Source organism: Pseudomonas sp. FW507-12TSA (assembly GCF_058781435.1).
On the sequence record NZ_JBYSWT010000023.1, the window covers coordinates 1 to 24,229 of the forward strand.

Genomic DNA, 24,229 nt, shown 5'->3' on the forward strand with positions numbered 1-24,229 from the left:
GGGGTGGGAGGCTGGGGCTAGAGCCTTTGTCCGGTGCATTTGTCTGTGGGCGCCGGGGTATGTCGTAAACGCATCTTTGCGTGGCGTCCATAGGCATCTGGGCTCTGCGTGGCGGTCATACCATCGCATCCAAAGGGCGCAGCTTCAGGGCTGGCCTCACCGAGACGAAAGGCGCAGCGCCGCCGCTGGGAGAGACGTGATGTTCAGCAAGCAAGACCAGATCCAGGGCTACGACGATGCACTGCTGGCGGCGATCAATGCCGAGGAGCAGCGCCAGGAAGACCATATCGAGCTGATTGCGTCGGAGAACTACACCAGCAAGCGAGTGATGCAGGCCCAGGGCAGCGGCTTGACCAACAAGTACGCCGAAGGGTACCCGGGCAAGCGCTACTACGGCGGTTGCGAACATGTGGACAAGGTCGAGGCCCTGGCCATCGAGCGGGCCAAGCAGTTGTTCGGTGCCGACTACGCCAACGTCCAGCCGCATTCCGGTTCGTCGGCCAACAGCGCCGTGTACCTGGCCTTGCTGCAGGCTGGCGACACCATCCTCGGCATGAGCCTGGCCCACGGCGGGCACTTGACCCACGGGGCCAAGGTGTCGTCCTCGGGCAAGCTGTACAACGCGGTGCAATACGGGATCGACACCAACACCGGGCTGATCGACTACGACGAGGTCGAGCGCCTGGCCGTGGAGCACCAGCCGAAGATGATCGTCGCCGGCTTCTCGGCCTATTCCAAGACCCTGGACTTCCCGCGCTTCCGGCAGATCGCCGACAAGGTCGGGGCGCTGCTGTTCGTCGACATGGCCCACGTTGCCGGGCTGGTGGCGGCTGGCTTGTACCCCAACCCGATCCCGTTCGCCGACGTGGTCACCACCACCACCCACAAGACCCTGCGCGGTCCCCGTGGCGGGCTGATCCTGGCCAAGGCCAACGAGGAGATCGAGAAGAAGCTCAACGCCGCGGTGTTCCCCGGCGCCCAGGGCGGCCCGCTGATGCATGTGATCGCGGCCAAGGCGGTGTGCTTCAAGGAGGCCCTGGAGCCTGGCTTCAAGGCCTACCAGAAGCAGGTGATCGACAACGCCCAGGCCATGGCCGGCGTGTTCGTCAAACGTGGCTACGATGTAGTGTCCGGCGGCACCGATAACCATCTGTTCCTGGTCAGCCTGATCCGCCAGGGCCTGACCGGCAAGGATGCCGATGCCGCCCTGGGCCGCGCCCATATCACCGTGAACAAGAACGCCGTGCCCAACGACCCGCAGTCGCCGTTCGTCACCTCCGGCCTGCGCATCGGTACCCCGGCGGTCACCACCCGTGGCTTCAAGGTCGCCCAGTGCACCGAGCTGGCCGGCTGGATCTGCGACATCCTCGATCACCTCGGCGATGCCGATGTCGAGGCCAATGTCGCCCGCCAGGTGGCGACCCTGTGCGCCGATTTCCCGGTCTACCGCTGAGAGCCGCCATTGGAGCAATGACTATGCAACGCTACTCGGGCTTCGGCCTCTTCAAGCACTCTCTCAGCCACCATGAAAACTGGCAGCGCATGTGGCGCACGCCGACCCCGAAGAAGGTCTACGACGTGGTCATCGTCGGCGGTGGCGGCCATGGCCTGGCCACGGCCTATTACCTGGCCAAGGAACACGGCATCACCAACGTCGCGGTGGTGGAGAAGGGCTGGCTGGGCGGCGGCAACACTGCGCGCAACACCACCATCGTGCGTTCCAACTACCTGTGGGACGAGTCGGCGCAGCTCTACGAGCATGCGATGAAGCTCTGGGAAGGCCTGTCCCAGGACCTGAACTACAACGTGATGTTCTCCCAGCGCGGGGTCTACAACCTGTGCCACACCCTGCAGGACATCCGTGACTCCGAGCGCCGGGTCAGCGCCAACCGCCTCAACGGCATCGATGGCGAGCTGCTCAACACCCAGCAGGTGGCGGACGAGATTCCCTACCTGGACTGCTCGAAGAACACCCGTTATCCGATCCTCGGCGCTACCGTCCAGCGCCGTGGCGGCGTGGCCCGTCACGATGCCGTGGCCTGGGGTTTCGCCCGGGCCGCCGACGCCCTGGGCGTGGACCTGATCCAGCAGACCGAAGTGATCGGCTTTCGCAAGGAAAACGGCGCCTGCATCGGCGTCGAGACCACCAAGGGCTTCATCGGGGCCAAGCGCGTGGGCGTGGTCACCGCCGGTAACTCCGGGCACATGGCCAAGCTGGCGGGCTTTCGCCTGCCGATCGAGTCGCACCCGCTGCAAGCGCTGGTATCGGAGCCGATCAAGCCGATCATCGACAGCGTGATCATGTCCAACGCGGTGCACGGCTACATCAGCCAGTCCGACAAGGGCGACCTGGTGATCGGCGCCGGCATCGACGGCTGGGTCGGTTATGGCCAGCGCGGTTCCTATCCGGTGATCGAGCACACCATCCAGGCCATCGTCGAGATGTTCCCGATCCTTTCCCGGGTGCGCATGAACCGCCAGTGGGGCGGCATCGTCGATACCAGCCCGGACGCCTGCCCGATCATTTCCAAGACCCCGGTGCCGAACATGTTCTTCAACTGTGGCTGGGGTACCGGCGGCTTCAAGGCCACCCCGGGCTCGGGCAACGTGTTCGCCGCCAGCCTGGCCAAGGGCGAGATGCATCCGCTGGCCGCGCCGTTCTCCATCGACCGTTTCCACAACGGCGCCCTCATTGACGAACATGGCGCTGCGGCCGTCGCCCACTAACTAAAGGCCCCGTGAAAACTACTGCGCTCGGCAATACCGCGTTAAAAACAGGCTCGAAATGCTCACTTAGTAAACTAAGCTCCGCTTTCTCCCCTGTTTTTGCCTTGCCTTCGCTCGCTACGTTTTCACGGCGCTTTAGAGGAGAAACCCATGTTGCACATCTTCTGTCCTCACTGCGGCGAGCTGCGCTCCGAAGAGGAATTCCATTCGTCCGGCCAGGCCCATATCCCTCGGCCGCTGGACCCCAATGCCTGCACCGACGAGCAGTGGGGCGACTACATGTTCTTCCGTGACAACCCCCGCGGCCTGCACCACGAGCTGTGGATCCACGCCGCCGGGTGCCGCCAGTACTTCAACGCCACCCGCGACACCGTGACCTACGAAATCCTCGAAACCTACAAGATCGGTACCAAGCCGCAATTCACCGCCAAGGCCGCGGGAGAGAAGGTATGAGCCAGACCAATCGCCTGTCCAACGGCGGACGCATCGACCGCAACAAGGTCCTGACCTTCACCTTCAACGGCCAGAGCTACAAGGGCTTCGAGGGCGACACCCTGGCCTCGGCGCTTCTGGCCAACGGGGTCGATATCATCGGCCGCAGCTTCAAGTACTCGCGGCCCCGGGGCATCTTCGCCGCCGGTTGCGAGGAGCCCAACGCGGTGCTGCAGATCGGCGCCACCGAAGCGACCCAGGTCCCCAACGTGCGGGCCACCCAGCAGGCGCTGTACCAGGGCCTGGTGGCCACCAGCACCAACGGCTGGCCCAGCGTCAACAACGACATGATGGGGATTCTCGGCAAGGTCGGCGGCAAGCTGATGCCGCCGGGCTTCTACTACAAGACCTTCATGTATCCGCAGTCGTTCTGGATGACCTACGAGAAGTACATCCGCAAGGCCGCAGGCCTGGGCCGCTCGCCCACCGAGAACGATCCGGACAGCTACGACAACATGAACCACCACTGCGACGTGCTGGTGGTCGGTGCCGGGCCTGCGGGCCTGGCCGCCGCCCTGGCCGCCGCTCGCAGCGGTGCGCGGGTGATCCTCGCCGATGAGCAGGAAGAGTTCGGCGGCAGCCTGCTGGACAGCCGCGAGAGCCTGGACGGCAAGCCTGCCGCCGAGTGGGTGGCCAGCGCCCTGGCCGAGCTCAAGGCCCTGCCGGAAGTGATCCTGTTGCCACGGGCCACGGTCAACGGCTATCACGACCACAACTTCCTGACCATTCACGAACGCCTCACCGACCACCTGGGAGACCGTGCGCCCATCGGCCAGGTGCGCCAGCGCATCCACCGGGTGCGGGCCAAGCGTGTGGTGCTGGCCACCGGCGCCCACGAGCGGCCGCTGGTGTACGGCAACAACGACGTGCCGGGCAACATGCTCGCGGGCGCGGTTTCCACCTACGTGCGTCGCTACGGCGTGGCCCCGGGCAAGAAGCTGGTGCTGTCCACCAACAACGACCATGCCTATCGCGTGGCCCTGGACTGGCTCGACGCCAGCCTGCAAGTGGTGGCCATCGCCGATGCCCGGCACAACCCCCGTGGCGCCCTGGTGGAGGAAGCGCGGGCCAAGGGCATTCGCATCCTGACGTCCAGCGCGGTGATCGAGGCGCGCGGCAGCAAGCACGTGACCGGCGCCCGGGTGGCGGCCATCGACGTCAAGGCGCACAAGGTCACCAGCCCCGGCGAGTGGCTCGACTGCGACCTGATCGCCAGCTCCGGCGGCTACAGCCCGGTGGTGCACCTGGCTTCGCACCTGGGCGGCAAGCCGGTATGGCGCGAAGACATCCTCGGTTTCGTGCCGGGCGAAGCGCCGCAGAAGCGCGTGTGCGTGGGCGGCATCAATGGTGTCTACAGCCTGGGCGACTCCCTGGCCGATGGTTTCGAAGGCGGCGTGCGCGCGGCCAGCGAGGCTGGGTTCCAGGTCGTCGAGGGGGTGTTGCCCAAGGCCTTGGCCCGGCATGAAGAACCCACCCTGGCGCTGTTCCAGGTGCCCCACGAAAAAGGCACCGCACGGGCGCCCAAGCAGTTCGTCGACCTGCAGAACGACGTCACCGCCGCCGCCATCGAACTGGCGACCCGCGAGGGCTTCGAGTCGGTGGAGCACGTCAAGCGCTACACCGCCCTGGGCTTCGGCACCGACCAGGGCAAGCTGGGCAACGTCAACGGCCTGGCCATCGCCGCCCGTTCGCTGAACGTCAGCATCCCGCAGATGGGCACCACCATGTTCCGCCCGAACTACACGCCGATCACCTTCGGCGCCGTGGCCGGGCGTCATTGCGGGCATATCTTCGAGCCGGTGCGCTTTACCGCGCTGCATGCCTGGCATGTGCAGAACGGCGCGAAGTTCGAGGACGTCGGCCAGTGGAAGCGGCCCTGGTACTTCCCGAAGAACGGCGAGGACCTGCATGCCGCGGTCAAGCGCGAATGCCAGGCGGTGCGCGACAGCGTCGGCCTGCTGGACGCCTCGACCCTGGGCAAGATCGATATCCAGGGGCCGGATGCCCGTGAGTTCCTCAACCGCATCTACACCAACGCCTGGACCAAGCTCGACGTGGGCAAGGCCCGCTACGGCCTGATGTGCAAGGAAGACGGCATGGTCTTCGACGACGGCGTCACCGCCTGCCTGGCCGACAACCACTTCCTGATGACCACCACCACCGGCGGCGCGGCCCGCGTGCTGCAATGGCTGGAGATCTACCAGCAGACCGAATGGCCGGACCTGAAGGTGTACTTCACCTCGGTCACCGACCACTGGGCCACCCTGACCCTGTCGGGCCCCAACAGCCGCAAGCTGCTCAGCGAAGTGACCGACATCGACCTGGACAAGGACGGCTTCCCGTTCATGACCTGGAAGGAAGGCCTGGTGGGCGGCGTGCCGGCCCGGGTGTTCCGGATTTCGTTCACCGGCGAGCTGTCCTACGAGGTCAACGTCCAGGCCAACTACGCCATGGGCGTGCTGGAGCAGATCGTCGAGGCGGGCAAGAAATACAACCTGACCCCTTACGGCACCGAGACCATGCACGTGCTGCGGGCCGAGAAGGGCTTCATCATCGTCGGCCAGGACACCGACGGCTCCATGACCCCGGACGACCTGAACATGGGCTGGTGCGTGGGCCGTACCAAGCCGTTCTCGTGGATCGGCTGGCGCGGGATGAACCGCGAGGACTGCGTGCGCGAGGAACGCAAGCAACTGGTGGGCCTCAAGCCGCTGGACCCGACCCAGTGGCTGCCCGAGGGCGCGCAGCTGGTGTTCAACCCCAAGCAGGCGATCCCCATGAGCATGGTCGGTCACGTGACTTCCAGCTACGCCCACAACTCCCTGGGGTATTCCTTCGCCCTGGCGGTGGTCAAGGGTGGCCTCAAGCGCATGGGCGAGCGGGTCTTCGCGCCCCTGGCCGATGGCCGGGTGATCGAGGCGGAAATCGTTTCTTCGGTGTTCTTCGATCCCAAGGGCGATCGGCAGAACGTCTAACCAGATCCCGTAGGAGCGAGGCTTGCCCGCGAAAAGGTAAGCGCGGTGCCTCAGCCAGAGCGCGATGTGCTCATCGCCGACAAGCTCCGCCCCTACGGGTGTGATGCAAGAATTTGCAGATAGGTGCTCTATGACCGCAGTCAACGTTTACCAACAGCGCCCGAACGACGAAGCCAAGGCGCAATCGCCATTGCACCACGCCGACCTGCCGAGCCTGGTGGGCAAGGGCCGCAAGAACGCCGGGGTGATCCTGCGCGAGAAGAAATTCCTCGGCCACCTGACCCTGCGTGGCGATGGCCATGACCCGGCCTTCGCCGCGGGGGTGCACAAGGCCCTGGGCCTGGAACTGCCGGCCGCCTTGACCCTGGTGAGCAAGGGCGAGACCAGCCTGCAATGGCTGGGACCGGACGAGTGGCTGCTGATCGTGCCCGGTGGCGAGGAGTTCGCCGCCGAGCAGAAGCTGCGCGAGGCCCTGGGCCAGTTGCATATCCAGATCGTCAACGTCAGCGGTGGCCAGCAGATCCTCGAGCTGTCCGGCCCCGATGTGCGCCGGGTGCTGATGAAGTCCACCAGTTACGACGTGCACCCCAGCAACTTCCCGGTGGGCAAGGCGGTGGGCACGGTGTTCGCCAAGTCGCAGCTGGTGATCCGCCGCACCGGTGAGGAAACCTGGGAACTGCTGGTGCGCCGCAGCTTCTCAGACTACTGGTGGCTGTGGTTGCAGGATGCCGCCGCCGAATACGGCCTCAGCGTTCAGGCCTAGCAGCCTGCCAAGCCCTTGTCGCGGGCACGCCTCGCGCCTGCGGCCGGATTGTAGGAGCGAGGCTGCCCGCGATTCGACCGCCTAGCGGTTGCCTATCAAGAACAGGAGTTGTCCAGCATGAGCCGCGCCCCCGACACATGGATCTTGACCGCCGACTGCCCCAGCGTGCTCGGCACGGTGGACGCGGTGACCCGCTTCCTGTTCGAGCAGGGCTGCTACGTCACCGAGCACCACTCCTTCGACGACCGGCTTTCGGGGCGGTTCTTCATTCGCGTGGAGTTCCGCCAGCCCGATGGCCTCGACGAGGAGGGCTTTCGTGAGGGCCTGGCTGAGCGCGCCAGGGCTTTCGAGATGAACTTCGAGCTGACGGCCCCGCATTACCGGCCGAAGGTGGTGATCATGGTCTCCAAGGCCGATCACTGCCTCAACGACCTGCTCTATCGCCAGCGTATCGGCCAGTTGCCCATGGACGTGGTGGCGGTGGTGTCCAACCACCCGGACCTCAAGCCCCTGGCCGACTGGCACCAGATTCCCTACCACCATTTCCCCCTCGACCCCAACGACAAGCCGGGCCAGGAGCGCCAGGTATGGCAGGTGATCGAGGCGTCCGGCGCCGAGCTGGTGATCCTCGCCCGCTACATGCAGGTGCTGTCGCCGGACCTGTGCCGCAAGCTCGACGGCAAGGCGATCAACATCCACCACTCGCTGCTGCCGGGGTTCAAGGGAGCCAAGCCCTACCACCAGGCCTACAACAAGGGCGTGAAGCTGGTGGGGGCCACCGCCCACTACATCAACAACGACCTGGACGAAGGCCCGATCATCGCCCAGGGCGTGGAGGTGGTGGACCACAGCTACTACCCCGAGGACCTGATCGCCAAGGGCCGCGATATCGAATGCCTGACCCTGGCCCGGGCGGTGGGTTACCACATCGAGCGGCGGGTGTTCCTCAACGGCAATCGCACGGTAGTGCTTTAAACCAAGCGACAAGCCTCAAGCGGCAAGCTGCAAGCGAGAGGCGACAGGCAAAAAAGCGACACGCTCCAAGCCGCAAGAACGCGGTGTGTACTCTTCTTGCGGCTCGAAGCTTGCCGCTTGAAGCTGGCTCCACTTTCGTCACAACAACAACTACAGAGGTGACAAGCATGTCTGGTAATCGTGGTGTGGTGTATCTGGGCAGCGGCAAGGTCGAGGTACAGAAGATCGACTATCCGAAAATGCAGGACCCACGCGGCAGGAAGATCGAGCACGGTGTCATCCTGCGCGTGGTTTCCACCAATATCTGCGGTTCGGACCAGCACATGGTCCGTGGCCGTACCACCGCCCAGGTCGGCCTGGTGCTGGGCCATGAGATCACCGGCGAGGTGATCGAGAAGGGCAGCGACGTCGAGAACCTGAAGATCGGTGACCTGGTCTCGGTGCCGTTCAACGTGGCTTGCGGGCGCTGCCGTTCCTGCAAGGAGCAGCACACCGGGGTCTGCCTGACCGTCAACCCGGCCCGCGCCGGCGGTGCCTATGGCTACGTCGACATGGGCGACTGGACCGGTGGCCAGGCCGAGTACGTACTGGTGCCCTACGCCGACTTCAACCTGCTGAAGCTGCCGGATCGCGACAAGGCCATGGAGAAGATCCGCGACCTGACCTGCCTGTCCGACATCCTGCCTACCGGCTACCACGGCGCGGTGACCGCCGGTGTCGGTCCCGGTAGCACTGTGTATGTGGCCGGTGCTGGCCCGGTGGGCCTGGCGGCGGCGGCTTCCGCGCGCCTGCTGGGGGCGGCGGTGGTGATCGTCGGTGACGTCAACCCGGTGCGCCTGGCCCATGCCAAGGCCCAGGGCTTCGAGATCGCCGACCTGTCCAAGGACACCCCGCTGCACGAGCAGATCGCCGCCTTGCTGGGCGAGCCGGAAGTGGATTGTGCGGTGGATGCGGTGGGCTTCGAAGCCCGTGGCCATGGTCATGCCGGTGCCCAGCACGAGGCCCCGGCCACCGTGCTCAACTCGCTGATGGGCGTGGTGAGGGTGGCGGGCAAGATCGGTATTCCCGGGCTGTACGTCACCGAAGATCCGGGCGCGGTGGATGCCGCAGCCAAGCTGGGCAGCCTGAGCATTCGCTTCGGCCTGGGCTGGGCCAAGTCCCATAGCTTCCATACCGGCCAGACCCCGGTGATGAAGTACAACCGCCAGTTGATGCAAGCCATCATGTGGGACCGGATCAACATCGCCGAAGTGGTGGGCGTGCAGGTCATCAGCCTTGACGACGCGCCACGTGGCTACGGCGAGTTCGATGCCGGCGTGCCGAAGAAATTCGTCATCGACCCGCACAAACTGTTCAGCGCCGCCTGAACCCTGCGATAGCGACAAAGGGCGACCCACGGTCGCCCTTTTTCTTTGCCGAACCCTGTCGCCGCTGTCGAGCACCAGCGAGGCTGCGTACGGGGGCGCAGCGCCCGCCAACCACCCCCCGCGTTGCATCAGTCACACCCTGGACTCAGGCCTGGCGGCCCGTGCCGTGCGCAGCCTGCGGCAGCGGCTACACGAAGCGAGGTTGTCGCCAGTTCATTGCCGGGCCCGCCAACCGGCTACAGGATCAATAGCCTTGGCCGGGATAGCTGAACCAGTGCTGTCCGTTGAGCACCTGGCTGACGAAGGCCGGGTCATACAAGCCCGGCGCATCGCGCTGGAAACGCGAACGCCATTGCGGCAGCCACCAATAGTCGAGCGCCGTACTCCTTGGGAACACCACCAACTGCATGACGGCCTGGCCGATGGCGCCATGCTGGTACAGCCCGTGGGTGGCGTCCATCCAGCCCAGGTAGTGATCGATGGGCAGCGCGAGCATCAAGGCCGTGGCATGCACCTTTTGCGTCTCGCTGCGCTGCGGGTCGGCCAGCAGCGCCAGCGCTTCGCAGTAGTGGGCCTCGGGCCGTTGGACGATCGCCTGGGCCGCCGGGTCTTGAAGAATACCCAGGGGCCCGCCGTCGTCTCGCCAGTCGGCGCCCTGGCTGTCGTTGACATACTGGTCGATGAATTCGCTCAAGGGGCCGGAGACCACGGGCGAGCCCGGGCAGGAGGCGCCATCGACCGGGGTGCCGATGCGCCAGATGGCCACGCATGCCGTGAGGGCTAGCAGGGTGCAGCAATAGAGCATGGGTTTCATTGGGCGCTTCCGTGCGGCGTTGGCCAGTCTGGAACCAGGCACATGGAACCATGGCCCTGGTTTTGGCGTGCGAAGTGTACCGTGCGCCGTTTTGCTGGCAAGCCGGATGCAACAAGGGGCCCTGCCGGTACAGGGGCACGTCAGAGCGCTGCCAACTGCCCCTGGTACAGCACCGGTCCGGTCGGTTGCCCGGTCGGCGAGCCACCGGAGGGCTCAAGGCTCACGGCCAGGGCAATCGGCGCGCCCAGCAGAGTGCGCTGGGCTTGGCTCAGGTTGATCCTGCCCTTGCCTCCGACCGGCACCACGCCAAGGGAGATTGGCTTGCCGTCGGCGGTAATCGCCCACAGCTCCAGGCTACGATCCAGACCCAGCGCCGGGAGGGTCAATGGCTCGACTTGCAGGTACTGGGCGTGGGCCAGGATGCGCAATGCCGGTTGCTGCTCGGCACTGAGCAACGTGGCGCTGTAGCGCACCTGGTCGTGCTGCTGGATAAAGCCGATGTACAAGGTTGCCAGCACGGCACAGGCGGCAAGAGCCAGGCGCAGGCGCATCCACAATGGATTCTTTTTCGGCAGGTGCAGCACTTGTGGTTCGATGCGTGCCTGGATGTTGTGCCACACACGCTCCGGCACATCCTTCTCCGGTAAGGCGTCCGTTAGCGCGCCCAGGCTCTCCTGCCATTGCGCCAGCTCTTGGCGCAGTGCCGGATCGTCCAGCAACAACATCTCGAAACGCCGCCGGGCAGCGCCCCGCATCAGGCCGATGGCGTAGTCGCCAGCCAGGGCGCGACGTCGCTCAGGGGTTTGGTAGTTCATGATTCCAGGCACCGGCGCAGGCGTTCCATGCCACGGCGAATCCAGGACTTCACCGAGCCCAGGGGCGCAGCCAGGTACTCGGCCAGCTCCGAGCTGGACAGGCCCCGGAAATAGGCCACGGTAATGGACTGGCGCTGCATCCCCTCTAGGCTTTCCAGGCAGCGGTTCAGGGCCTTGGCTTGTCGGGCACTGTCCAGTTGGTCGAGGGCCGAGGCCGTCTCGTCCAGCAACTGTTGTTCTTCGTGATCCTGCAAGGGGCGTTCACGTTGTTTACGCAGCTGGTCGATGGCCTGGTTGCGAGTGATGTTGATCATCCAGGTCATGGGGGCCGACAGGTGCGGCTGATAGTGGGTGGCGTTGTTCCAGATGCGTACGAAGCTTTCCTGAAGAACCTCCTCGGCCAGGTCCCGCCGCCCCATGAAGTGCAGCGCAATGCCATGCAGGCGCGGAGCAACGCTGTGGTACAGCGTCTCGAAAGCGTGACGGTCTCCCAGTGAACACTGGGCCAGCAAGTGTCTGAGAGGATCAGGATCGAGGCTGGAAATAGCGGTTCTCCAGACAAGCGGGAAGAGGGCAAATGACGACCGGCGACAGGGCATGCAGCCTGAGGTTAGTCCAGGGTCGGTCGTTGTTCCATTCACCTTCGTCCACCTCATGGCTGTACCGGTCCCGACGGACGGGGCCGGCACTCGGGACTCAGCCTTTGGGCAAGAGCACCCTGTCGATCACCTGGATCACGCCGTTGGACTGGTTGACGTCATAGGTGGTGATGTCGGCGACACCCCCTTTCTCATCCTTGATCTGGATGTTGTGCGGGCCATTCATCATCAGCCACAGCTTGCCACCGGACACGGTGGTCAGTTCGGCCTTGCCGCCGCCCGCCTGGATCCGCTTGGACAGCTCCATCATGTCCAGCTTGCCGGCGACCACGTGGTAGGTGAGCACGTGGGTCAGGGCTGCCTTGTTCTCCGGCTTGAGCAGGGTGTCGACAGTGCCGGCAGGAAGTGCGGCAAAGGCTGAATTGACAGGGGCGAACACGGTGAACGGACCTTTGCCCTTCAAGGTCTGGACCAGCCCGGCGGCTTTCACCGCTGCTACCAGGGTGGTGTGATCGGCGGAATTGACCGCATTGTCGATGATGTCCTTGGTCGGCAGCATGGCCTGGCCGCCAACCATGACGGTGTCGTGGTTCATTTCGGCGGCCTGGACGCTGGCCAGGCCCATGGCGGTGCCCAAGGTCAGGCTCAACAGGCTGGCAATCAATGGGGCTTTGATCGAGTGGCGCTTCATGATGGTGATCCTTGTGAGAGTACGGCCAGACAATTTCTGCCCGTGTGGGGTATACGCAGACCACCGGCACTTGGATGCAGCTTTTTTCGACTAGATTTCAAGCAGCCATGGATCTTGCGGCCCCTCGGAACATTCGTCCGCGCCATGAGTCCAACGGCTGTTTTCCCGCCACCCGATTCCGGGTGGTTTCTCGCCCCATGAGGTTGTTTCGATGAATATTCCACGCGGTTTCGCCCTGGCTACCCTGATGACCCTGGCAGCCGGTTCGGCCCTGGCCGGCGGTTTCAGCCTGAACGATGCGGCCAATGCCATTTCCGGCATGCAGGGTGGCGACAAGGCTGCCGCTGCGGCACCGACCTCGCAGACCGCCGGCCTGCTCGGCGCCCTGGGTTCGCAGCTCAATGTCACCCCCCAACAAGCCATCGGCGGCACCGGCGCCATGCTCGGCCTGGCGAAGAACCAACTGAGCGGTTCCGACTACTCGCAACTGAGCAAGAGCGTGCCGGGCCTGGACAAGCTGTCGGGCAGCAATGCCCTGGGCAGCCTCGGTGCCTTGGGCGGCCTGCTCGGCCAGTCGTCGGGCCAGAACGCCGGGCTGGACAACGCCCTGGGTAACGTCAAGAACACCAGTGACCTGAACAATGCGTTCGGCGCCCTGGGCATGGACAGCGGCATGGTCGGGCAATTCGCCCCGGTGATCCTGCAGTACCTGGGCCAGCAAGGGGTGGGCGGCTCGCTGCTGCAAAGCCTGAGCAGCATCTGGGGCGTGGCCAAGTAAGGCGACGGCCCCGGTGCCATGGCGCCGGGGCCAATCCTCCAGTGTTCGGCGAATCGGGCCTGTGATATATCTCGCGCCCCGTTTTCCAAGGAAGCCCGAACGCGATGTTCATGGATGCACTGAAGATGTCTCTGCCCGCCAATGCGGTGCTTGGTTTTACCCTCTACATGCTGGGCGCGGCCCTGGTTTTCGCCCTCTACGCTTTCATCTACACCCGCCTGACGCCCCATAACGAATTCGCCCTGATCCGCCAGGGCAACAGTGCGGCGGCCATCGCCCTGGCCGGTGCCTTGCTGGGCTTCGCGATCCCGGTGGCCAGTGCCATTTCCCACTCCATCTCGATCATCGACTTCCTGCTCTGGGCGGCGATTGCCGCCGTGGTGCAGTTGCTGGCGCTGTTGGCCGTGAGCCTGACGCTCAAGGGCTTGTCCCGGCGCATCGTCGACCAGGAGAACGCCGCGGCGATCCTGGTGGCTGCGGTTTCCGTCGGTGTCGGCCTGCTGAATGCGGCCTGCATGACTCCATCGACCTGAGGGCGCAGCGATGAAACGCAGTAGAAGCGTGAGCCTGGTACTGCTGGGCAGCGTGCCGTTCGCCCTGGCGGCCTGTGATGGCCAGCCCCAGGTGACCCGGGTCGTGCGCCAGGTCCAGCATTTCAGCACCCCAGAGGAGTGCGCCCAGGCGCAGGTTCCCATGGATATCTGCCTGGACGCCCGTCACGATGCCTGGGCATATGGCCAGGAGGAGGGGCCGCGTTATTGGGACCTGAAGCGTTGCGAGGCGGATTTCCTGCCGGGTGCTTGCACCATCTCCAGCGATGGCCGGGCCTATGTGCCGATGTTCTATGGGTTCGCCCTGACCACTGATCGCACGGTGCCGGTTACTCCAGAGGACGAGCAGCAGGCGGCGACCGATAGTTCCAACAGCAGCTCCAGTAGCACGGGCTCCAGTAGCGGCAGCAGCTCGTTCAGCGGCGGCGGTGGTCACGGTTCGAGCTCTTCGGGTTCGAGTTTCTGGCGCTGGATCGGCCTGGATTCGACGCCTGAGCCACGCTACTTCACCGAAGGCCTGTACAAGGAGCGTGACGCCCAGGGCGGTGAACGCTTGAGTACCCTCGGCCAGCAGGTCGAGGGCGGCAAGAGCTTCCCCGGCGCCAGCAGCGGCCGTTTCGCTATCTCCAGCCCCGAGCACTTCACCAGCACGGGCAGTTCCTTCTCCGGTGCCCATGAGGTGGTCAGTCGCGGCGGTTTCGGCTCCAGCTCCAGCTCCGGCCACAGCAGCTGGGGGTTCGGTTCTTGAAGCGGGTCCACAGCACGCCGCGCCCGGACTGGCAGGCCACGGCGCAGCGACTGGGGTTCGCCTTCCATACCTTCGATGGCGAGCCCTATTGGGACGAGTCGGCCTACTACCAGTTCAGCCTGCGGCAGATCGAGGAGCATCTGGAGGACCCGACCCAGGCGCTGCATGAGTTGTGCATGGAGCTGGTGGCCGAGGTGGTGGAGAGCGAGGAACTGCTGCAGCGCCTGGCCATTCCCGAGGCGTTCCACGAGCTGGTCCGCAGCTCGTGGAAGCGCCGCGACCCACACCTCTATGGCCGCATGGACCTGTGCTACGACGGCCACGGCCCGGCCAAGCTGCTGGAGACCAACTACGACACCCCGACCTCGCTGTATGAGGCCAGCTTCTTCCAGTACGTCTGGCTCGAACAGCAGATGCAGCGTGGCCAGCTGCCGGCGCGGTGCGACCAGTTCAACAGCATCGAGGACAAGCTGCTGCAAGCCTTCGTGCAGGGCGGTTTCGGCTCGCCGTTGTACTTCTCCTCGGTCCGTGGCTCGGTGGAAGACCGGGGCACCGTCGAGTACCTGCGCGACATCGCCCGCCAGGCCGGCCTGCGCACGCGGATGATCGATATCGAGGACATCGGCCTCGATGCTGGCGGGCGTTTCGTCGACCTGCAGGGCACGCCCATCGACAATCTGTTCAAGCTTTATCCGTGGGAGCAGATGTTCAACGAAGACTATGGCCGGGCCATCGCCGCTAGCCGCACCGGCTTCGTCGAGCCGCCATGGAAGGCGATCCTCTCCAACAAGGGCGCCATGGCCCTGCTCTGGGAACGTCATCCGGGGCATCCGAACCTGCTGCCGGCGTTCATCGACGAGCAGCCGGCCGGCGACCTGCAACCGGGCTGGGTACGCAAGCCGTTCTTTTCCCGGGAGGGCGCCAATGTGCAGATCCGTACAAACGCTGGCGAACGGTTGAGCGAGGCCGGGCCCTACGGCGCGGGCCCGAGCATTCGCCAGCAGTTCCAGCCGTTGCCGAACTTCGCCGGCAACCACACCGTGATCGGTAGCTGGGTGATCGGCGACCGGCCGGCGGGGATCGGCATTCGCGAGGACAATTCGCCGATCACCAAGGACAGCAGCCGTTTCCTGCCCCATGTGATCCTCGACTGAACCTTGTCCGATACCGCTTCGCAGGGGGCGTGTCGTCGTTTACAAAAAAATCCCCGCTGAGCCTGGCGCTGCAAGTGCCGGGCTAGAGGGTTCTTTTTGGCATGGGCCGATCTTGCTGGCGCGCCGGGGGTTGCGCGGTGCTTGACAAGGTTTCTGGCGCGGCGCTTAGATAAGCTCCATCAGGAAAAGCGCATCAGCGTCGATGTCGCCGATCCATCCAGGTCGTACATGCCAAAGAGCAAATGAGCTCTCCCGGGGTTATCCCCGGGAGGGCTTTTTTTCGTCCGCAAAAAATAAAAAAAGAGGTATCAGATATGCGTCATGGCGATATTTCCAGTAGCAACGATACCGTTGGCGTCGCAGTGGTGAACTACAAGATGCCACGCCTGCACACCCGCGCCGAGGTCCTGGCCAACGCGCAGAAGATCGCCGACATGGTGGTCGGCATGAAGCAGGGCCTGCCGGGCATGGACCTGGTGATTTTTCCCGAGTACAGCCTCCAGGGGATCATGTACGACCCGGTGGAAATGATGGAGACGGCGGTCGCCATCCCCGGCGACGAGACCGAGCTGCTGGCCCGTGCTTGCCGCAAGGCCAACGTCTGGGGGGTGTTCTCGCTGACCGGCGAGCGCCACGAAGAACACCCGAACAAGGCGCCGTACAACACCCTGGTGCTGATCGACAACAAGGGCGAGGTGGTCCAGAAGTACCGCAAGATCATCCCCTGGTGCCCGATCGAGGGCTGGTACCCCGGCGGCCAGACCTTCGTCAGCACAGGGCCCAAGGGCATGCAGATCAGCATGATCATCTGCGACGACGGCAACTACCCGGAGATCTGGCGTGATTGCGCGATGAAGGGCGCCGAGCTGATCGTGCGCTGCCAGGGCTACATGTACCCGGCCAAGGAACAGCAGGTGCTGATGGCCAAGGCCATGGCCTGGGCCAACAACACCTACGTGGCGGTGGCCAATGCCGCGGGCTTCGATGGCGTCTATTCCTACTTCGGCCACTCGGCGATCATCGGTTTCGATGGCCGTACCCTCGGTGAATGCGGCGAGGAGGAAATGGGCATCCAGTACGCCCAGCTGTCGATCTCGCAGATCCGCGATGCCCGGGCCAACGATCAGTCGCAGAACCACCTGTACAAGATCCTCCATCGCGGCTACACCGGCTTGAACAACTCCGGCGAGGGCGACCGTGGCCTGGCCGAGTGCCCCTTCGAGTTCTACAAGACCTGGGTGACCGACGCCGAGAAGGCCCGGGAAAACGTCGAGAAGATCACTCGCTCGACCTCGGGCGTTGCGCAGTGCCCGGTGGGGCGGCTGCCCTACGAGGGTGTGGAGAAAGAGGCCTGACCTGCGCGGCAGGTTGAACGGCGGGCTGTCGCAGCCAGGCGGCCCGCGTCCTTTTCTTCCCTGCGCAAGATGGAGTCATTCCCATGCCCTTCCTGACCGACATGCTGGAGCAGTCGCAGCGTCGCCAGGCCCAGGACCAGGCCCTGGCCAGCGAGAACCGCGCCGATGCGCCGCTGGTCCAGGCCCACCTGGCCAGCCAGGCGGCGTTGCACAGCCGTTACCGTTTCGATATCGAGGCCATCATGGCCAGTTTGCGCGCCGAGATCCTCGGCCAGGACCAGGCCTTGGACAGTGTCCAGGACATGCTCCGGGTGGTGCGCGCAGACATCACCGATCCACGCCGACCGCTCTACACCGCCTTGTTCCTGGGGCCCACCGGGGTGGGCAAGACCGAGATCGTGCGGGCCCTGGCCAGGGCCCTGCATGGCGATGCCGATGCCTTCTGCCGCATCGACATGAACACCCTGTCCCAGGAGCACTATGCCGCCGCGCTCACTGGCGCGCCGCCCGGCTACGTGGGGGCGAAGGAGGGCAATACCCTGTTCGACCAGGACAAGCTCGACGGCAGCCTCGGGCGCCCCGGCATCGTGCTCTTCGACGAGCTGGAGAAGGCCAGCCCGCAGGTGGTCCAGGCGCTGCTCAACGTGCTGGACAACGGCATGCTCACGGTGGCCTCGGGCGAGCGCAGCTACAGTTTTCGCAACAGCCTGATCTTCATGACCAGCAACCTCGCGGCCAGGGAGATCCAGGGCTACGACCAGCGGCGCAAGGGCTGGCTGGGCTGGTTGCTGCCCTCCACCGCGGCTTCACGGCATCGGGCGGTGGAGAAGCTGGTCAGGGCCCGCTTGCTCAAGGCCTTCGCCCCGGAGTTCGTCAACCGTCTCGACAACATCATTACCTTCAACTGGATCGAGCGTGGCCTGGTGGAGCAGTTGGTGGCGCTTGAGGTGCAGCGGCTCAACCGGCGCCTGGAGAAGCATCGCTGCAGCCTGGTGGCCACGCCCCAGGTGCTGGCCCAGGTGGCCCGCGCCGGTTTCGACCGGCAGTTCGGCGCCCGTGCGTTGCGCCGCAGCGTGCGCCAGCATCTGGAAGTGCCCCTGGCCGAATTCCTCCTGGAGTACCACGCTCCGGTCATGGGCGAGCCACCGGTGGTCTATGCGGCGCACATGGCGCAGGGCAGGATCGGGTTCAGCCGCCAGTAGGCCGCGTCGAACAAGGAGCAGTCATTCATGGTTTCACATCCGGACCAGCCCCAGATCGGGCTGCTGTTTTCCGAGACCGGCGTCACCGCCGACATCGAGCGTTCGCAGCGCTACGGCGCCTTGCTGGCCATCGAGCAACTGAACCGCCAGGGCGGCGTGGCCGGCCTGCCGATCCAGGCACTGGCGCGGGACCCCGGCGGCGACCCGGATCGCTATCGGCTGTACGCCGATGAGTTCATCCGCAACCACGGGATACGCCTGCTGGTGGGCTGCTACATGTCCCACACGCGCAAGGCGGTGATGCCGGTGGTGGAGCGCACCGACGCGCTGCTCTGCTACCCGACGCCCTACGAGGGCTTCGAGTATTCGCCGAACATCATCTACGGCGGCCCGGCCCCGAACCAGAACAGCGCGCCGCTGGCGGCCTACCTGATCCGCCACTACGGGGAACGGGTGGTGTTCATCGGCTCGGACTACATCTACCCCCGGGAGAGCAACCATGTGATGCGCCACCTGTATCGCCAGCACGGCGGCACGGTGCTGGAGGAGATCTACATCCCGCTGTATCCCTCGGACGAGGACCTGGCGCGAGCCGTGGACCTGATCGTCAAGGCCCAGGCCGACGTGGTGTTCTCCACCGTGGTGGGCACCGGCACCGCCGAGCTGTACCGGGCCATTGCCCGGCGCTATGGCGACGCGCCCCGGCCCCGCATCGCCAGCCTGACCACCAGCGAGGCGGAGATCGCCAAGATGGGCAGCGAGGTGGCCGAGGGGCATGTGGTGGTCGCGCCGTATTTCTCCAGCATCGATACCCCGGCCAGTCGCGAGTTCGTCCGCGCCTGCAATGCCTTCTTTCCCGAGGACGTCAGCATCACCGCGTGGACCGAGGCGGCCTACTGCCAGACCCTGATGCTCGGCCGGGCCATGCAGGCGGCCCAGGGCTGGCGGGTGGAGCAGGTGCAGCCCGAGCTTTACCGCCAGCGCCTGGACGCCCCCCAGGGGCCGATCTGGGTGGAGCAGCAGAACAACCACAGCCACTTGACCTCGCGCATCGCCGAGATCGATTCACGCGGGACGTTCCAGGTGCGCTGGCAATCCCCCGAGCCCATCCGGCCGGACCCCTACGTGGTGGTGCACAACCTGGACGACTGGTCCGCCAGCATGGGCGAGGGCTCGCACCGATGAGCGCCAACTCGATCCTCGGTTCCCTGCGCGAGCTGCAGGTAATGGTGCTGAACCCGCCCGGGGCCTTGAGCGATGCCCTGGTGTTGCAGCTGATCCGTATCGGTTGTTCGGTGCGCCAGATCTGGCCGCCACCCAAGCACTTCGATGTGCCGGTGGACGTGATCTTCACCGGCATCTTCCAGAACCATCATCACGAGCAGATCAGTGCGCTGGTCGGCAGCGGCTCGCCGCGCACCACCGTGGTGGCCCTGGTGGAGTACGAGAGCCCGGCGGTGCTGTCGCAGATCATCGAGCTGGAGTGCCACGGGGTGATCCTCCAGCTGTTGGACGCGCACAAGATCCTGCCGGCGCTGGTCGCCGCGCGCCGGGTCAGCGAAGAGCTGTTCAAGCTCAAGCACAAGCACGCGCAGTTGCAGGAACGCCTGGCCAGCCAGGTGGATATCAACCGGGCCAAGGTGCTGTTGATGCAACTGCATGGCTGGGAGGAAGGCCAGGCCCATGGGTTCCTCTGCCAGGAGGCGATGAAGAGCCGGGAGCCGATTCTCAAGGTCGCCCAGGACCTGCTGCGCCAGCACCCGGACAAATGAGCCAAGAACAACAATAACGCGAGGGTATCGTCATGCTGCTTGGATTGATTCTGCTGTACGTGGGCGCCGTGCTGTTCGTCAACGGCATCTGGCTGATGGAGCGCATCAGTGGCAGGGAGGTCGCGGTGATCAATGCCCTGGTCGGCAGCCTGAGCCTGCTGGTGGCCCTGTACATGATCTTTCTCGCCGGCGAGGTGCGGGGCGGGGCGCTGACCCTGCTGTTCGCGTTCACCTACCTGTGGGTGGCGGCCAACCAGTGGCTGGGCAACGACGGTCGGGGGCTGGGCTGGTTCTGCCTGTTCGTCAGCCTCACCGCGGCCACGGTGGCGATCCAGGCGCTGGGCGATGTGGGCGGGGCTTTCGGGGTGTGGAACGCGCTCAACTGGCTGGCCTGGACCCTGTTGTGGTTCACCTTCTTCCTGCTGCTGGGGCTGTCGCGCAAGATCCAGCGCCAGGTGGCGTTGTTGACCCTGGCCTGCGCGATCGGTACCGGCTGGATTCCCGGGCTGCTGATCCTCGGGCAGGTGCTCAAGCCCTAGGGGCGGCGCCCCCAGGGTAGCGGGATGGGGCTCAGTCGGCCCCGGCCAGCAACGCGTCGATACGCTGGTCCTTGTCGGTCCACAGCTGGTTGACCCAGTCCTGGACCTGCTGGCGGAACGCCGGGTCGTTCTCGTAGTCGCCGTGCCACAGGGCCGGGTCCAGCTCGCGAGTGCGGATATCGATGATCACCTTGGGTACGTTGCCGCTGATCAAGTCCCAGAAGCCGGGAATGCGTTCCTGGGGGTAGACCACGGTGACGTCCAGCATGGCGTCCAGCTGTTCGCCCATGGCGGCCAGGACGAAGGCCACGCCGCCAGCCTTGGGCTTGAGCAGGTGACGGAAAGGCGAGGCTTGCTGCTCGCGCTTGGCCGGGGTGAAGCGGGTGCCTTCCAGGTAGTTGACCACGGTCACCGGCTGGCGCTTGAACAGTTCGCAGGCGGCCTTGGTGATCTCCAGGTCCTTGCCTTGCAGTTCCGGGTGCCTGGCCAGGAAGGCCTTGCTGTAGCGCTTCATGAAGGGGTAGTCCAGCGCCCACCAGGCCAGGCCCAGGAACGGCACCCAGATCAGTTCCTTCTTGAGGAAGAACTTGAAGAACGGCGTGCGCCGGTTGAGGGTCTGGATCAGGGCCGGGATGTCGACCCAGGACTGGTGGTTGCTGACCACCAGGTACGAGGTGTCTTCACGCAGGCCTTCGCCACCGCGAATGTCCCAGCGGGTGGGGATGCAGGTGGCGAAGATCAGCTTGTCGATCTCGGCCCAGGTCTCGGCGATCCACATCACCGCGCCGGAGGCATAGTCCCGCAGGCGGCCCGGCAGGACCAGCTTGAGCAGGGCGAACACCATCAAGGGCCCGAACAGCACCAGGGTGTTGAGCAGAAGCAGCAGGGTGACGAGACAGCCGGTGAGCAGTCGGCGCATAGGGCACTCTTCAGATTTCTCGGGGCGCGCAATGATAAGCAGCTTCGGCGAGCAGGCCAAATTCTAGTGTGCTGACGAATGTTTCACCTGCGCTGTGACAAGCTTTTTACAAGTGTCCTGCAGACTGGTTGCGGCAGCGTCCGAACCAATCGCCCGGCGGCGGTCTAAAATCCCGCAGCCCCTTTCCTCGAGGAATCCATCGTCGTGAAATCCGTCCTTGCACTGCTGTCTCTTGTGGCGTTGCCGGTCCTGGCCGCCGAGCCGACCCTGTACGGTCGCTATGAATACATCCGCCTGCCGGAAATCGGCGAAACCCTGGCCGCCAAGATGGATACCGGGGCCCTGACCGCGTCGCTGTCGGCCAGGGACATCCAGACCTTCACCCGCGATGGCGAGAACTGGGTGCGCTTCCGCCTGGCCACCAAGGATGCCGGCGACAAGGTCTACGAACACAAGGTGGCGCGGATCAGCAAGATCAAGAGCCGTTCCGACGAAGACGACGAGCGCGACGAGTCCCAGGCCGCCAAGCGCCCGGTGGTGGAGCTGGAAATGTGCCTGGGCAACGTCAAGCGTACGGTGGAGGTCAACCTCACCGACCGCAGCAGCTTCAACTATCCGCTGCTGATCGGCGCCAAGGCCCTGCGTGAATTCGGCGCGGCGGTGAACCCGGCACGGCGCTACACCGCCGACAAGCCTGACTGCTGATTGGGCTGGCGCGCGGCGCAGGCGGCGGTGCAAGCTCCGATTGACTGTCCATAAGGCATCCGGCACCGTTCGCCCATTGAATTTGCGTGCCTGGATGCCATGCCCCATATCCTGATTGTCGAAGACGAAGCGGCGATTGCCGACACCCTGGTTTTTGCCCTGCAGGGCGAAGGCTTCAGCACCACCTGGCTGACCCTGGGACGCGCGGCCCTGGAGTACCAGCAGGCGACCCCGGCGGACCTGGTCATCCTCGATATCGGCCTGCCGGATATCAGCGGTTTCGAAACCTGCAAGCAACTGCGGCGCTTCAGCGAGGTGCCGGTGATGTTCCTCAGTGCCCGGGACGGCGAGATCGACCGGGTGGTGGGCCTGGAGATCGGCGCCGACGACTACGTGGTCAAGCCTTTCAGCCCGCGGGAAGTGGCGGCCCGGGTCAAGGCCATCCTCAAGCGCATGGTCCCGCGCCCGGCACCGGAGCCGGAAGCGGCGGCCTTGTTCACCATCGATCCCGAGCGGGTGCAGATCAGCTATCGCGGCCAGGCCCTGAGCCTGACCCGGCATGAGTTCCGCCTGTTGCAATGCCTGCTGGAGCAACCCGAGCGGGTGTTCAGTCGCGAGCAGTTGCTCGATGCCCTCGGGGTGATGGCGGACGTGGGTTACGAGCGCAACATCGACAGCCATGTGAAGAGCCTGCGGGCCAAGCTGCGCCTGGTGGCGGCCCAGGCCGAACCGATCCAGACCCATCGCGGCCTGGGCTACAGCTACAGCCCGAGTCACGCCTGATGACCCTGGGCCTGCGGATCTTCCTGGTCTACCTGCTGTTCATCAGCTTCACCGGTTATTTCGTGCTGAGCACGGTGATGAAGGAGATCCGCCCCGGGGTGCGCCAGTCCACCGAGGAAACCCTGGTGGACACCGCCAACCTGCTGGCGGAGATCCTGCGCGACGACTTCAAGGCCGGCACCCTCAGCGAGAACCGCTGGCCGCAATTGCTGCGGGCCTACGGCGAGCGCCAGCCGGCCGCGACCATCTGGGGCCTGCCGAAGAACCAGGTCAACCACCGGATCTACGTGACCGACGCCCGGGGCATCGTGGTCCTGGACTCCAGCGGCCTGGCGGTGGGCCAGGACTACTCGCGCTGGAACGACGTCTACCTGACCCTGCGTGGGCAGTACGGCGCGCGCTCGTCACGGGCGGTGGCCGATGACCCGAATTCTTCGGTGATGCACGTGGGCGCGCCGATTCGCGACAACGGCCAGATCATCGGCGTGGTGACGGTGGCCAAGCCCAACAGTTCGTTGCAGCCCTATGTCGACCGCACCGAGCGGCGCTTGCTGTGGTACGGCGCCGGACTGATTGCCATGGGCCTGTTGTTCGGCGCTTTGCTGTCGTGGTGGTTGAGTGCCGCGCTGCGGCGCATGACCGGTTATGCGCTGGCGGTGAGCGAAGGGCGGCGGGCCGAGTTGCCGCATTATCGCGGCGGCGAGATGGAACAACTGGCCACGGCGGTGGAGCGCATGCGCACCCAGCTGGAGGGCAAGGCCTATGTCGAGCGCTACGTGCATACCCTGACCCATGAGCTGAAAAGCCCGCTGGCGGCGATCCGTGGCGCGGCGGAGCTGCTCCAGGAAGACATGCCCCAGGCCCAGCGCCAGCGCTTCGTCGGCAATATCGACAGTGAAAGCGCACGCATGCAGCAGCTGATCGAGCGCCTGCTGAACCTGGCCCAGGTGGAACAACGCCAGGGCCTGGAGGAGCGGGTCAAGGTGCCGCTGGCGCCCCTGGTCCAGGACTTGCTCGACAGCCAGCACGGGCGTATCGAAGGCAAGCAGTTGCAGGTGGAGCAACAGGTGCCGGCGGACCTGGCCTGGTCCGGCGAGCCCTTCCTGCTGCGCCAGGCCCTGGGCAACCTGCTGGCCAATGCCCTGGACTTCAGCCCGCCCCAGGGCTCGCTGCGATTCTCTGCCCGGCCTACGGAAGGCGGCGTGGAGCTGGAGCTGTTCAACCGGGGCGAGCCGATTCCTGACTACGCCCTGCCACGCCTGTGCGAGCGTTTTTATTCCCTGCCGCGCCCGGACAGCGGGCGCAAGAGCACTGGCCTGGGGCTGAACTTCGTCGACGAGGTGGTGCAGCTGCATGGCGGCCAACTGCGGATCGACAACGTGCCCGGCGGTGTCCAGGTGACGTTGCGCCTGCCTTGACCTGCGGATGTGGCGAGGGAGCAAGCTCTCTTGCCACAAAGGCCTTGGGGATTCTCCATAGAGTCTCCACACGGGCTCCATAAAACC

At 65.1% G+C, this 24,229-nt stretch carries 24 protein-coding genes; 19 read left to right on the forward strand and 5 right to left on the reverse strand.

Annotation, left to right across the window (positions count from 1 at the left end):
- The first annotated feature begins 199 nt into the window (after positions 1 to 199).
- From AC3WK8_RS20680 to fdhA, 7 genes are all read left to right on the forward strand, one after another.
- Positions 200 to 1,453: a serine hydroxymethyltransferase gene (locus AC3WK8_RS20680; RefSeq protein WP_103325741.1), complete on the forward strand. Its 1,254-nt coding sequence runs from the start codon at positions 200 to 202 to the stop codon at positions 1,451 to 1,453.
- Between the two features lie 23 nt (positions 1,454 to 1,476).
- Complete coding sequence (locus tag AC3WK8_RS20685; RefSeq protein ID WP_022641501.1) at positions 1,477 to 2,727, forward strand: sarcosine oxidase subunit beta; 1,251 nt, start codon at positions 1,477 to 1,479, stop codon at positions 2,725 to 2,727.
- A 150-nt stretch (positions 2,728 to 2,877) separates the two neighbouring features.
- On the forward strand, positions 2,878 to 3,180 hold the full coding sequence (locus tag AC3WK8_RS20690; protein ID WP_022641500.1) for a sarcosine oxidase subunit delta: 303 nt from the start codon (positions 2,878 to 2,880) through the stop codon (positions 3,178 to 3,180).
- On the forward strand, positions 3,177 to 6,194 hold the full coding sequence (locus AC3WK8_RS20695; RefSeq protein ID WP_053134086.1) for a sarcosine oxidase subunit alpha: 3,018 nt from the start codon (positions 3,177 to 3,179) through the stop codon (positions 6,192 to 6,194). The genes AC3WK8_RS20690 and AC3WK8_RS20695 overlap by 4 nt, the downstream gene beginning before the upstream one ends.
- A gap of 130 nt (positions 6,195 to 6,324) precedes the next feature.
- Positions 6,325 to 6,957 (forward strand): sarcosine oxidase subunit gamma, encoded by a 633-nt coding sequence (locus AC3WK8_RS20700; protein ID WP_085599040.1) that lies wholly within the window; start codon positions 6,325 to 6,327, stop codon positions 6,955 to 6,957.
- A gap of 117 nt (positions 6,958 to 7,074) precedes the next feature.
- Positions 7,075 to 7,932 (forward strand): formyltetrahydrofolate deformylase, encoded by an 858-nt coding sequence (purU, locus tag AC3WK8_RS20705; RefSeq protein ID WP_085599042.1) that lies wholly within the window; start codon positions 7,075 to 7,077, stop codon positions 7,930 to 7,932.
- A 167-nt stretch (positions 7,933 to 8,099) separates the two neighbouring features.
- Positions 8,100 to 9,299, forward strand: coding sequence for a formaldehyde dehydrogenase, glutathione-independent (gene fdhA / locus AC3WK8_RS20710; RefSeq protein ID WP_031320644.1), 1,200 nt, complete (start codon positions 8,100 to 8,102; stop codon positions 9,297 to 9,299).
- A gap of 244 nt (positions 9,300 to 9,543) precedes the next feature.
- Here the strand turns inward: fdhA and AC3WK8_RS20715 are convergent, their stop codons facing one another.
- The 4 genes from AC3WK8_RS20715 to AC3WK8_RS20730 all read right to left on the reverse strand — a co-directional run bounded on the left by AC3WK8_RS20715 (position 9,544) and on the right by AC3WK8_RS20730 (position 12,218).
- Positions 9,544 to 10,113, reverse strand: a complete 570-nt coding sequence (locus tag AC3WK8_RS20715) for a hypothetical protein (RefSeq protein WP_103325742.1) — start codon at positions 10,111 to 10,113, stop codon at positions 9,544 to 9,546.
- 140 nt (positions 10,114 to 10,253) lie between these two features.
- On the reverse strand, positions 10,254 to 10,928 hold the full coding sequence (locus tag AC3WK8_RS20720; RefSeq protein WP_103325743.1) for an anti-sigma factor: 675 nt from the start codon (positions 10,926 to 10,928) through the stop codon (positions 10,254 to 10,256).
- Positions 10,925 to 11,569 carry a sigma-70 family RNA polymerase sigma factor gene (locus AC3WK8_RS20725; protein WP_371857919.1) on the reverse strand — a complete coding sequence of 215 codons (645 nt, stop codon included), beginning with the start codon at positions 11,567 to 11,569 and terminating at the stop codon, positions 10,925 to 10,927. Before AC3WK8_RS20725 ends, AC3WK8_RS20720 begins: the two co-directional genes overlap by 4 nt.
- Positions 11,570 to 11,624: 55 nt before the next feature.
- Positions 11,625 to 12,218: a fasciclin domain-containing protein gene (locus tag AC3WK8_RS20730; RefSeq protein WP_083235772.1), complete on the reverse strand. Its 594-nt coding sequence runs from the start codon at positions 12,216 to 12,218 to the stop codon at positions 11,625 to 11,627.
- 211 nt (positions 12,219 to 12,429) lie between these two features.
- Between AC3WK8_RS20730 and AC3WK8_RS20735 the strand changes: the two genes are divergently transcribed.
- From AC3WK8_RS20735 to AC3WK8_RS20775, 9 genes are all read left to right on the forward strand, one after another.
- Entirely contained in the window at positions 12,430 to 12,996 is a 567-nt protein-coding gene (locus AC3WK8_RS20735) for a DUF2780 domain-containing protein (RefSeq protein ID WP_022641494.1), read from the forward strand.
- Positions 12,997 to 13,100: 104 nt separating this feature from the next.
- On the forward strand, positions 13,101 to 13,529 hold the full coding sequence (locus AC3WK8_RS20740; protein ID WP_022641493.1) for a DUF350 domain-containing protein: 429 nt from the start codon (positions 13,101 to 13,103) through the stop codon (positions 13,527 to 13,529).
- Between the two features lie 10 nt (positions 13,530 to 13,539).
- A complete protein-coding gene (locus AC3WK8_RS20745; RefSeq protein WP_103325744.1) occupies positions 13,540 to 14,295 on the forward strand; it encodes a DUF1190 domain-containing protein in 756 nt (251 codons plus the stop codon).
- A complete protein-coding gene (locus tag AC3WK8_RS20750) occupies positions 14,292 to 15,449 on the forward strand; it encodes a glutathionylspermidine synthase family protein (protein WP_085599055.1) in 1,158 nt (385 codons plus the stop codon). The genes AC3WK8_RS20745 and AC3WK8_RS20750 overlap by 4 nt, the downstream gene beginning before the upstream one ends.
- 314 nt (positions 15,450 to 15,763) lie before the next feature.
- Positions 15,764 to 16,804 carry an aliphatic amidase gene (locus tag AC3WK8_RS20755; RefSeq protein WP_085599057.1) on the forward strand — a complete coding sequence of 347 codons (1,041 nt, stop codon included), beginning with the start codon at positions 15,764 to 15,766 and terminating at the stop codon, positions 16,802 to 16,804.
- 83 nt (positions 16,805 to 16,887) lie between these two features.
- The gene (locus AC3WK8_RS20760; RefSeq protein ID WP_103325745.1) at positions 16,888 to 18,006 is read left to right on the forward strand and encodes an AAA family ATPase; all 1,119 of its coding nucleotides are present in this window, start codon (positions 16,888 to 16,890) and stop codon (positions 18,004 to 18,006) included.
- 27 nt (positions 18,007 to 18,033) lie between these two features.
- The gene (gene amiC / locus AC3WK8_RS20765) at positions 18,034 to 19,191 is read left to right on the forward strand and encodes an aliphatic amidase expression-regulating protein AmiC (RefSeq protein ID WP_053137716.1); all 1,158 of its coding nucleotides are present in this window, start codon (positions 18,034 to 18,036) and stop codon (positions 19,189 to 19,191) included.
- Positions 19,188 to 19,778 (forward strand): ANTAR domain-containing response regulator, encoded by a 591-nt coding sequence (locus AC3WK8_RS20770; RefSeq protein WP_085599063.1) that lies wholly within the window; start codon positions 19,188 to 19,190, stop codon positions 19,776 to 19,778. Before amiC ends, AC3WK8_RS20770 begins: the two co-directional genes overlap by 4 nt.
- A 32-nt stretch (positions 19,779 to 19,810) precedes the next feature.
- Positions 19,811 to 20,317 carry an AmiS/UreI family transporter gene (locus AC3WK8_RS20775; RefSeq protein ID WP_103325746.1) on the forward strand — a complete coding sequence of 169 codons (507 nt, stop codon included), beginning with the start codon at positions 19,811 to 19,813 and terminating at the stop codon, positions 20,315 to 20,317.
- A gap of 31 nt (positions 20,318 to 20,348) precedes the next feature.
- On the opposite strand, the gene yihG is transcribed toward AC3WK8_RS20775, so the two are convergent.
- A complete protein-coding gene (gene yihG / locus AC3WK8_RS20780) occupies positions 20,349 to 21,236 on the reverse strand; it encodes a 1-acylglycerol-3-phosphate O-acyltransferase, YihG family (protein WP_085599065.1) in 888 nt (295 codons plus the stop codon).
- 204 nt (positions 21,237 to 21,440) lie between these two features.
- Here yihG and rloA2 point away from each other — a divergent pair, with 204 nt between their 5' ends.
- The 3 genes from rloA2 (at position 21,441) to creC (ending at position 24,142) form a co-directional block, all read left to right on the forward strand.
- Positions 21,441 to 21,941, forward strand: a complete 501-nt coding sequence (gene rloA2 / locus AC3WK8_RS20785; RefSeq protein ID WP_103325747.1) for a retropepsin-like aspartic peptidase RloA2 — start codon at positions 21,441 to 21,443, stop codon at positions 21,939 to 21,941.
- Between the two features lie 99 nt (positions 21,942 to 22,040).
- Positions 22,041 to 22,724 carry a two-component system response regulator CreB gene (gene creB, locus AC3WK8_RS20790; RefSeq protein ID WP_103325748.1) on the forward strand — a complete coding sequence of 228 codons (684 nt, stop codon included), beginning with the start codon at positions 22,041 to 22,043 and terminating at the stop codon, positions 22,722 to 22,724.
- On the forward strand, positions 22,724 to 24,142 hold the full coding sequence (creC, locus tag AC3WK8_RS20795; protein WP_085599071.1) for a two-component system sensor histidine kinase CreC: 1,419 nt from the start codon (positions 22,724 to 22,726) through the stop codon (positions 24,140 to 24,142). The genes creB and creC overlap by 1 nt, the downstream gene beginning before the upstream one ends.
- Positions 24,143 to 24,229 lie beyond the last annotated feature (87 nt).

Coding starts and splice junctions, on each gene's coding strand:
- AC3WK8_RS20680 (WP_103325741.1), top strand. CDS start 200: ATGTTCAGCAAGCAAGACCAGATCCAGGGCTACGACGATGCACTGCTG.
- AC3WK8_RS20685 (WP_022641501.1), top strand. CDS start 1,477: ATGCAACGCTACTCGGGCTTCGGCCTCTTCAAGCACTCTCTCAGCCAC.
- AC3WK8_RS20690 (WP_022641500.1), top strand. CDS start 2,878: ATGTTGCACATCTTCTGTCCTCACTGCGGCGAGCTGCGCTCCGAAGAG.
- AC3WK8_RS20695 (WP_053134086.1), top strand. CDS start 3,177: ATGAGCCAGACCAATCGCCTGTCCAACGGCGGACGCATCGACCGCAAC.
- AC3WK8_RS20700 (WP_085599040.1), top strand. CDS start 6,325: ATGACCGCAGTCAACGTTTACCAACAGCGCCCGAACGACGAAGCCAAG.
- purU (WP_085599042.1), top strand. CDS start 7,075: ATGAGCCGCGCCCCCGACACATGGATCTTGACCGCCGACTGCCCCAGC.
- fdhA (WP_031320644.1), top strand. CDS start 8,100: ATGTCTGGTAATCGTGGTGTGGTGTATCTGGGCAGCGGCAAGGTCGAG.
- AC3WK8_RS20715 (WP_103325742.1), bottom strand. CDS start 10,113: ATGAAACCCATGCTCTATTGCTGCACCCTGCTAGCCCTCACGGCATGC.
- AC3WK8_RS20720 (WP_103325743.1), bottom strand. CDS start 10,928: ATGAACTACCAAACCCCTGAGCGACGTCGCGCCCTGGCTGGCGACTAC.
- AC3WK8_RS20730 (WP_083235772.1), bottom strand. CDS start 12,218: ATGAAGCGCCACTCGATCAAAGCCCCATTGATTGCCAGCCTGTTGAGC.
- AC3WK8_RS20735 (WP_022641494.1), top strand. CDS start 12,430: ATGAATATTCCACGCGGTTTCGCCCTGGCTACCCTGATGACCCTGGCA.
- AC3WK8_RS20740 (WP_022641493.1), top strand. CDS start 13,101: ATGTTCATGGATGCACTGAAGATGTCTCTGCCCGCCAATGCGGTGCTT.
- AC3WK8_RS20745 (WP_103325744.1), top strand. CDS start 13,540: ATGAAACGCAGTAGAAGCGTGAGCCTGGTACTGCTGGGCAGCGTGCCG.
- AC3WK8_RS20755 (WP_085599057.1), top strand. CDS start 15,764: ATGCGTCATGGCGATATTTCCAGTAGCAACGATACCGTTGGCGTCGCA.
- AC3WK8_RS20760 (WP_103325745.1), top strand. CDS start 16,888: ATGCCCTTCCTGACCGACATGCTGGAGCAGTCGCAGCGTCGCCAGGCC.
- amiC (WP_053137716.1), top strand. CDS start 18,034: ATGGTTTCACATCCGGACCAGCCCCAGATCGGGCTGCTGTTTTCCGAG.
- AC3WK8_RS20770 (WP_085599063.1), top strand. CDS start 19,188: ATGAGCGCCAACTCGATCCTCGGTTCCCTGCGCGAGCTGCAGGTAATG.
- AC3WK8_RS20775 (WP_103325746.1), top strand. CDS start 19,811: ATGCTGCTTGGATTGATTCTGCTGTACGTGGGCGCCGTGCTGTTCGTC.
- yihG (WP_085599065.1), bottom strand. CDS start 21,236: ATGCGCCGACTGCTCACCGGCTGTCTCGTCACCCTGCTGCTTCTGCTC.
- creB (WP_103325748.1), top strand. CDS start 22,041: ATGCCCCATATCCTGATTGTCGAAGACGAAGCGGCGATTGCCGACACC.
- creC (WP_085599071.1), top strand. CDS start 22,724: ATGACCCTGGGCCTGCGGATCTTCCTGGTCTACCTGCTGTTCATCAGC.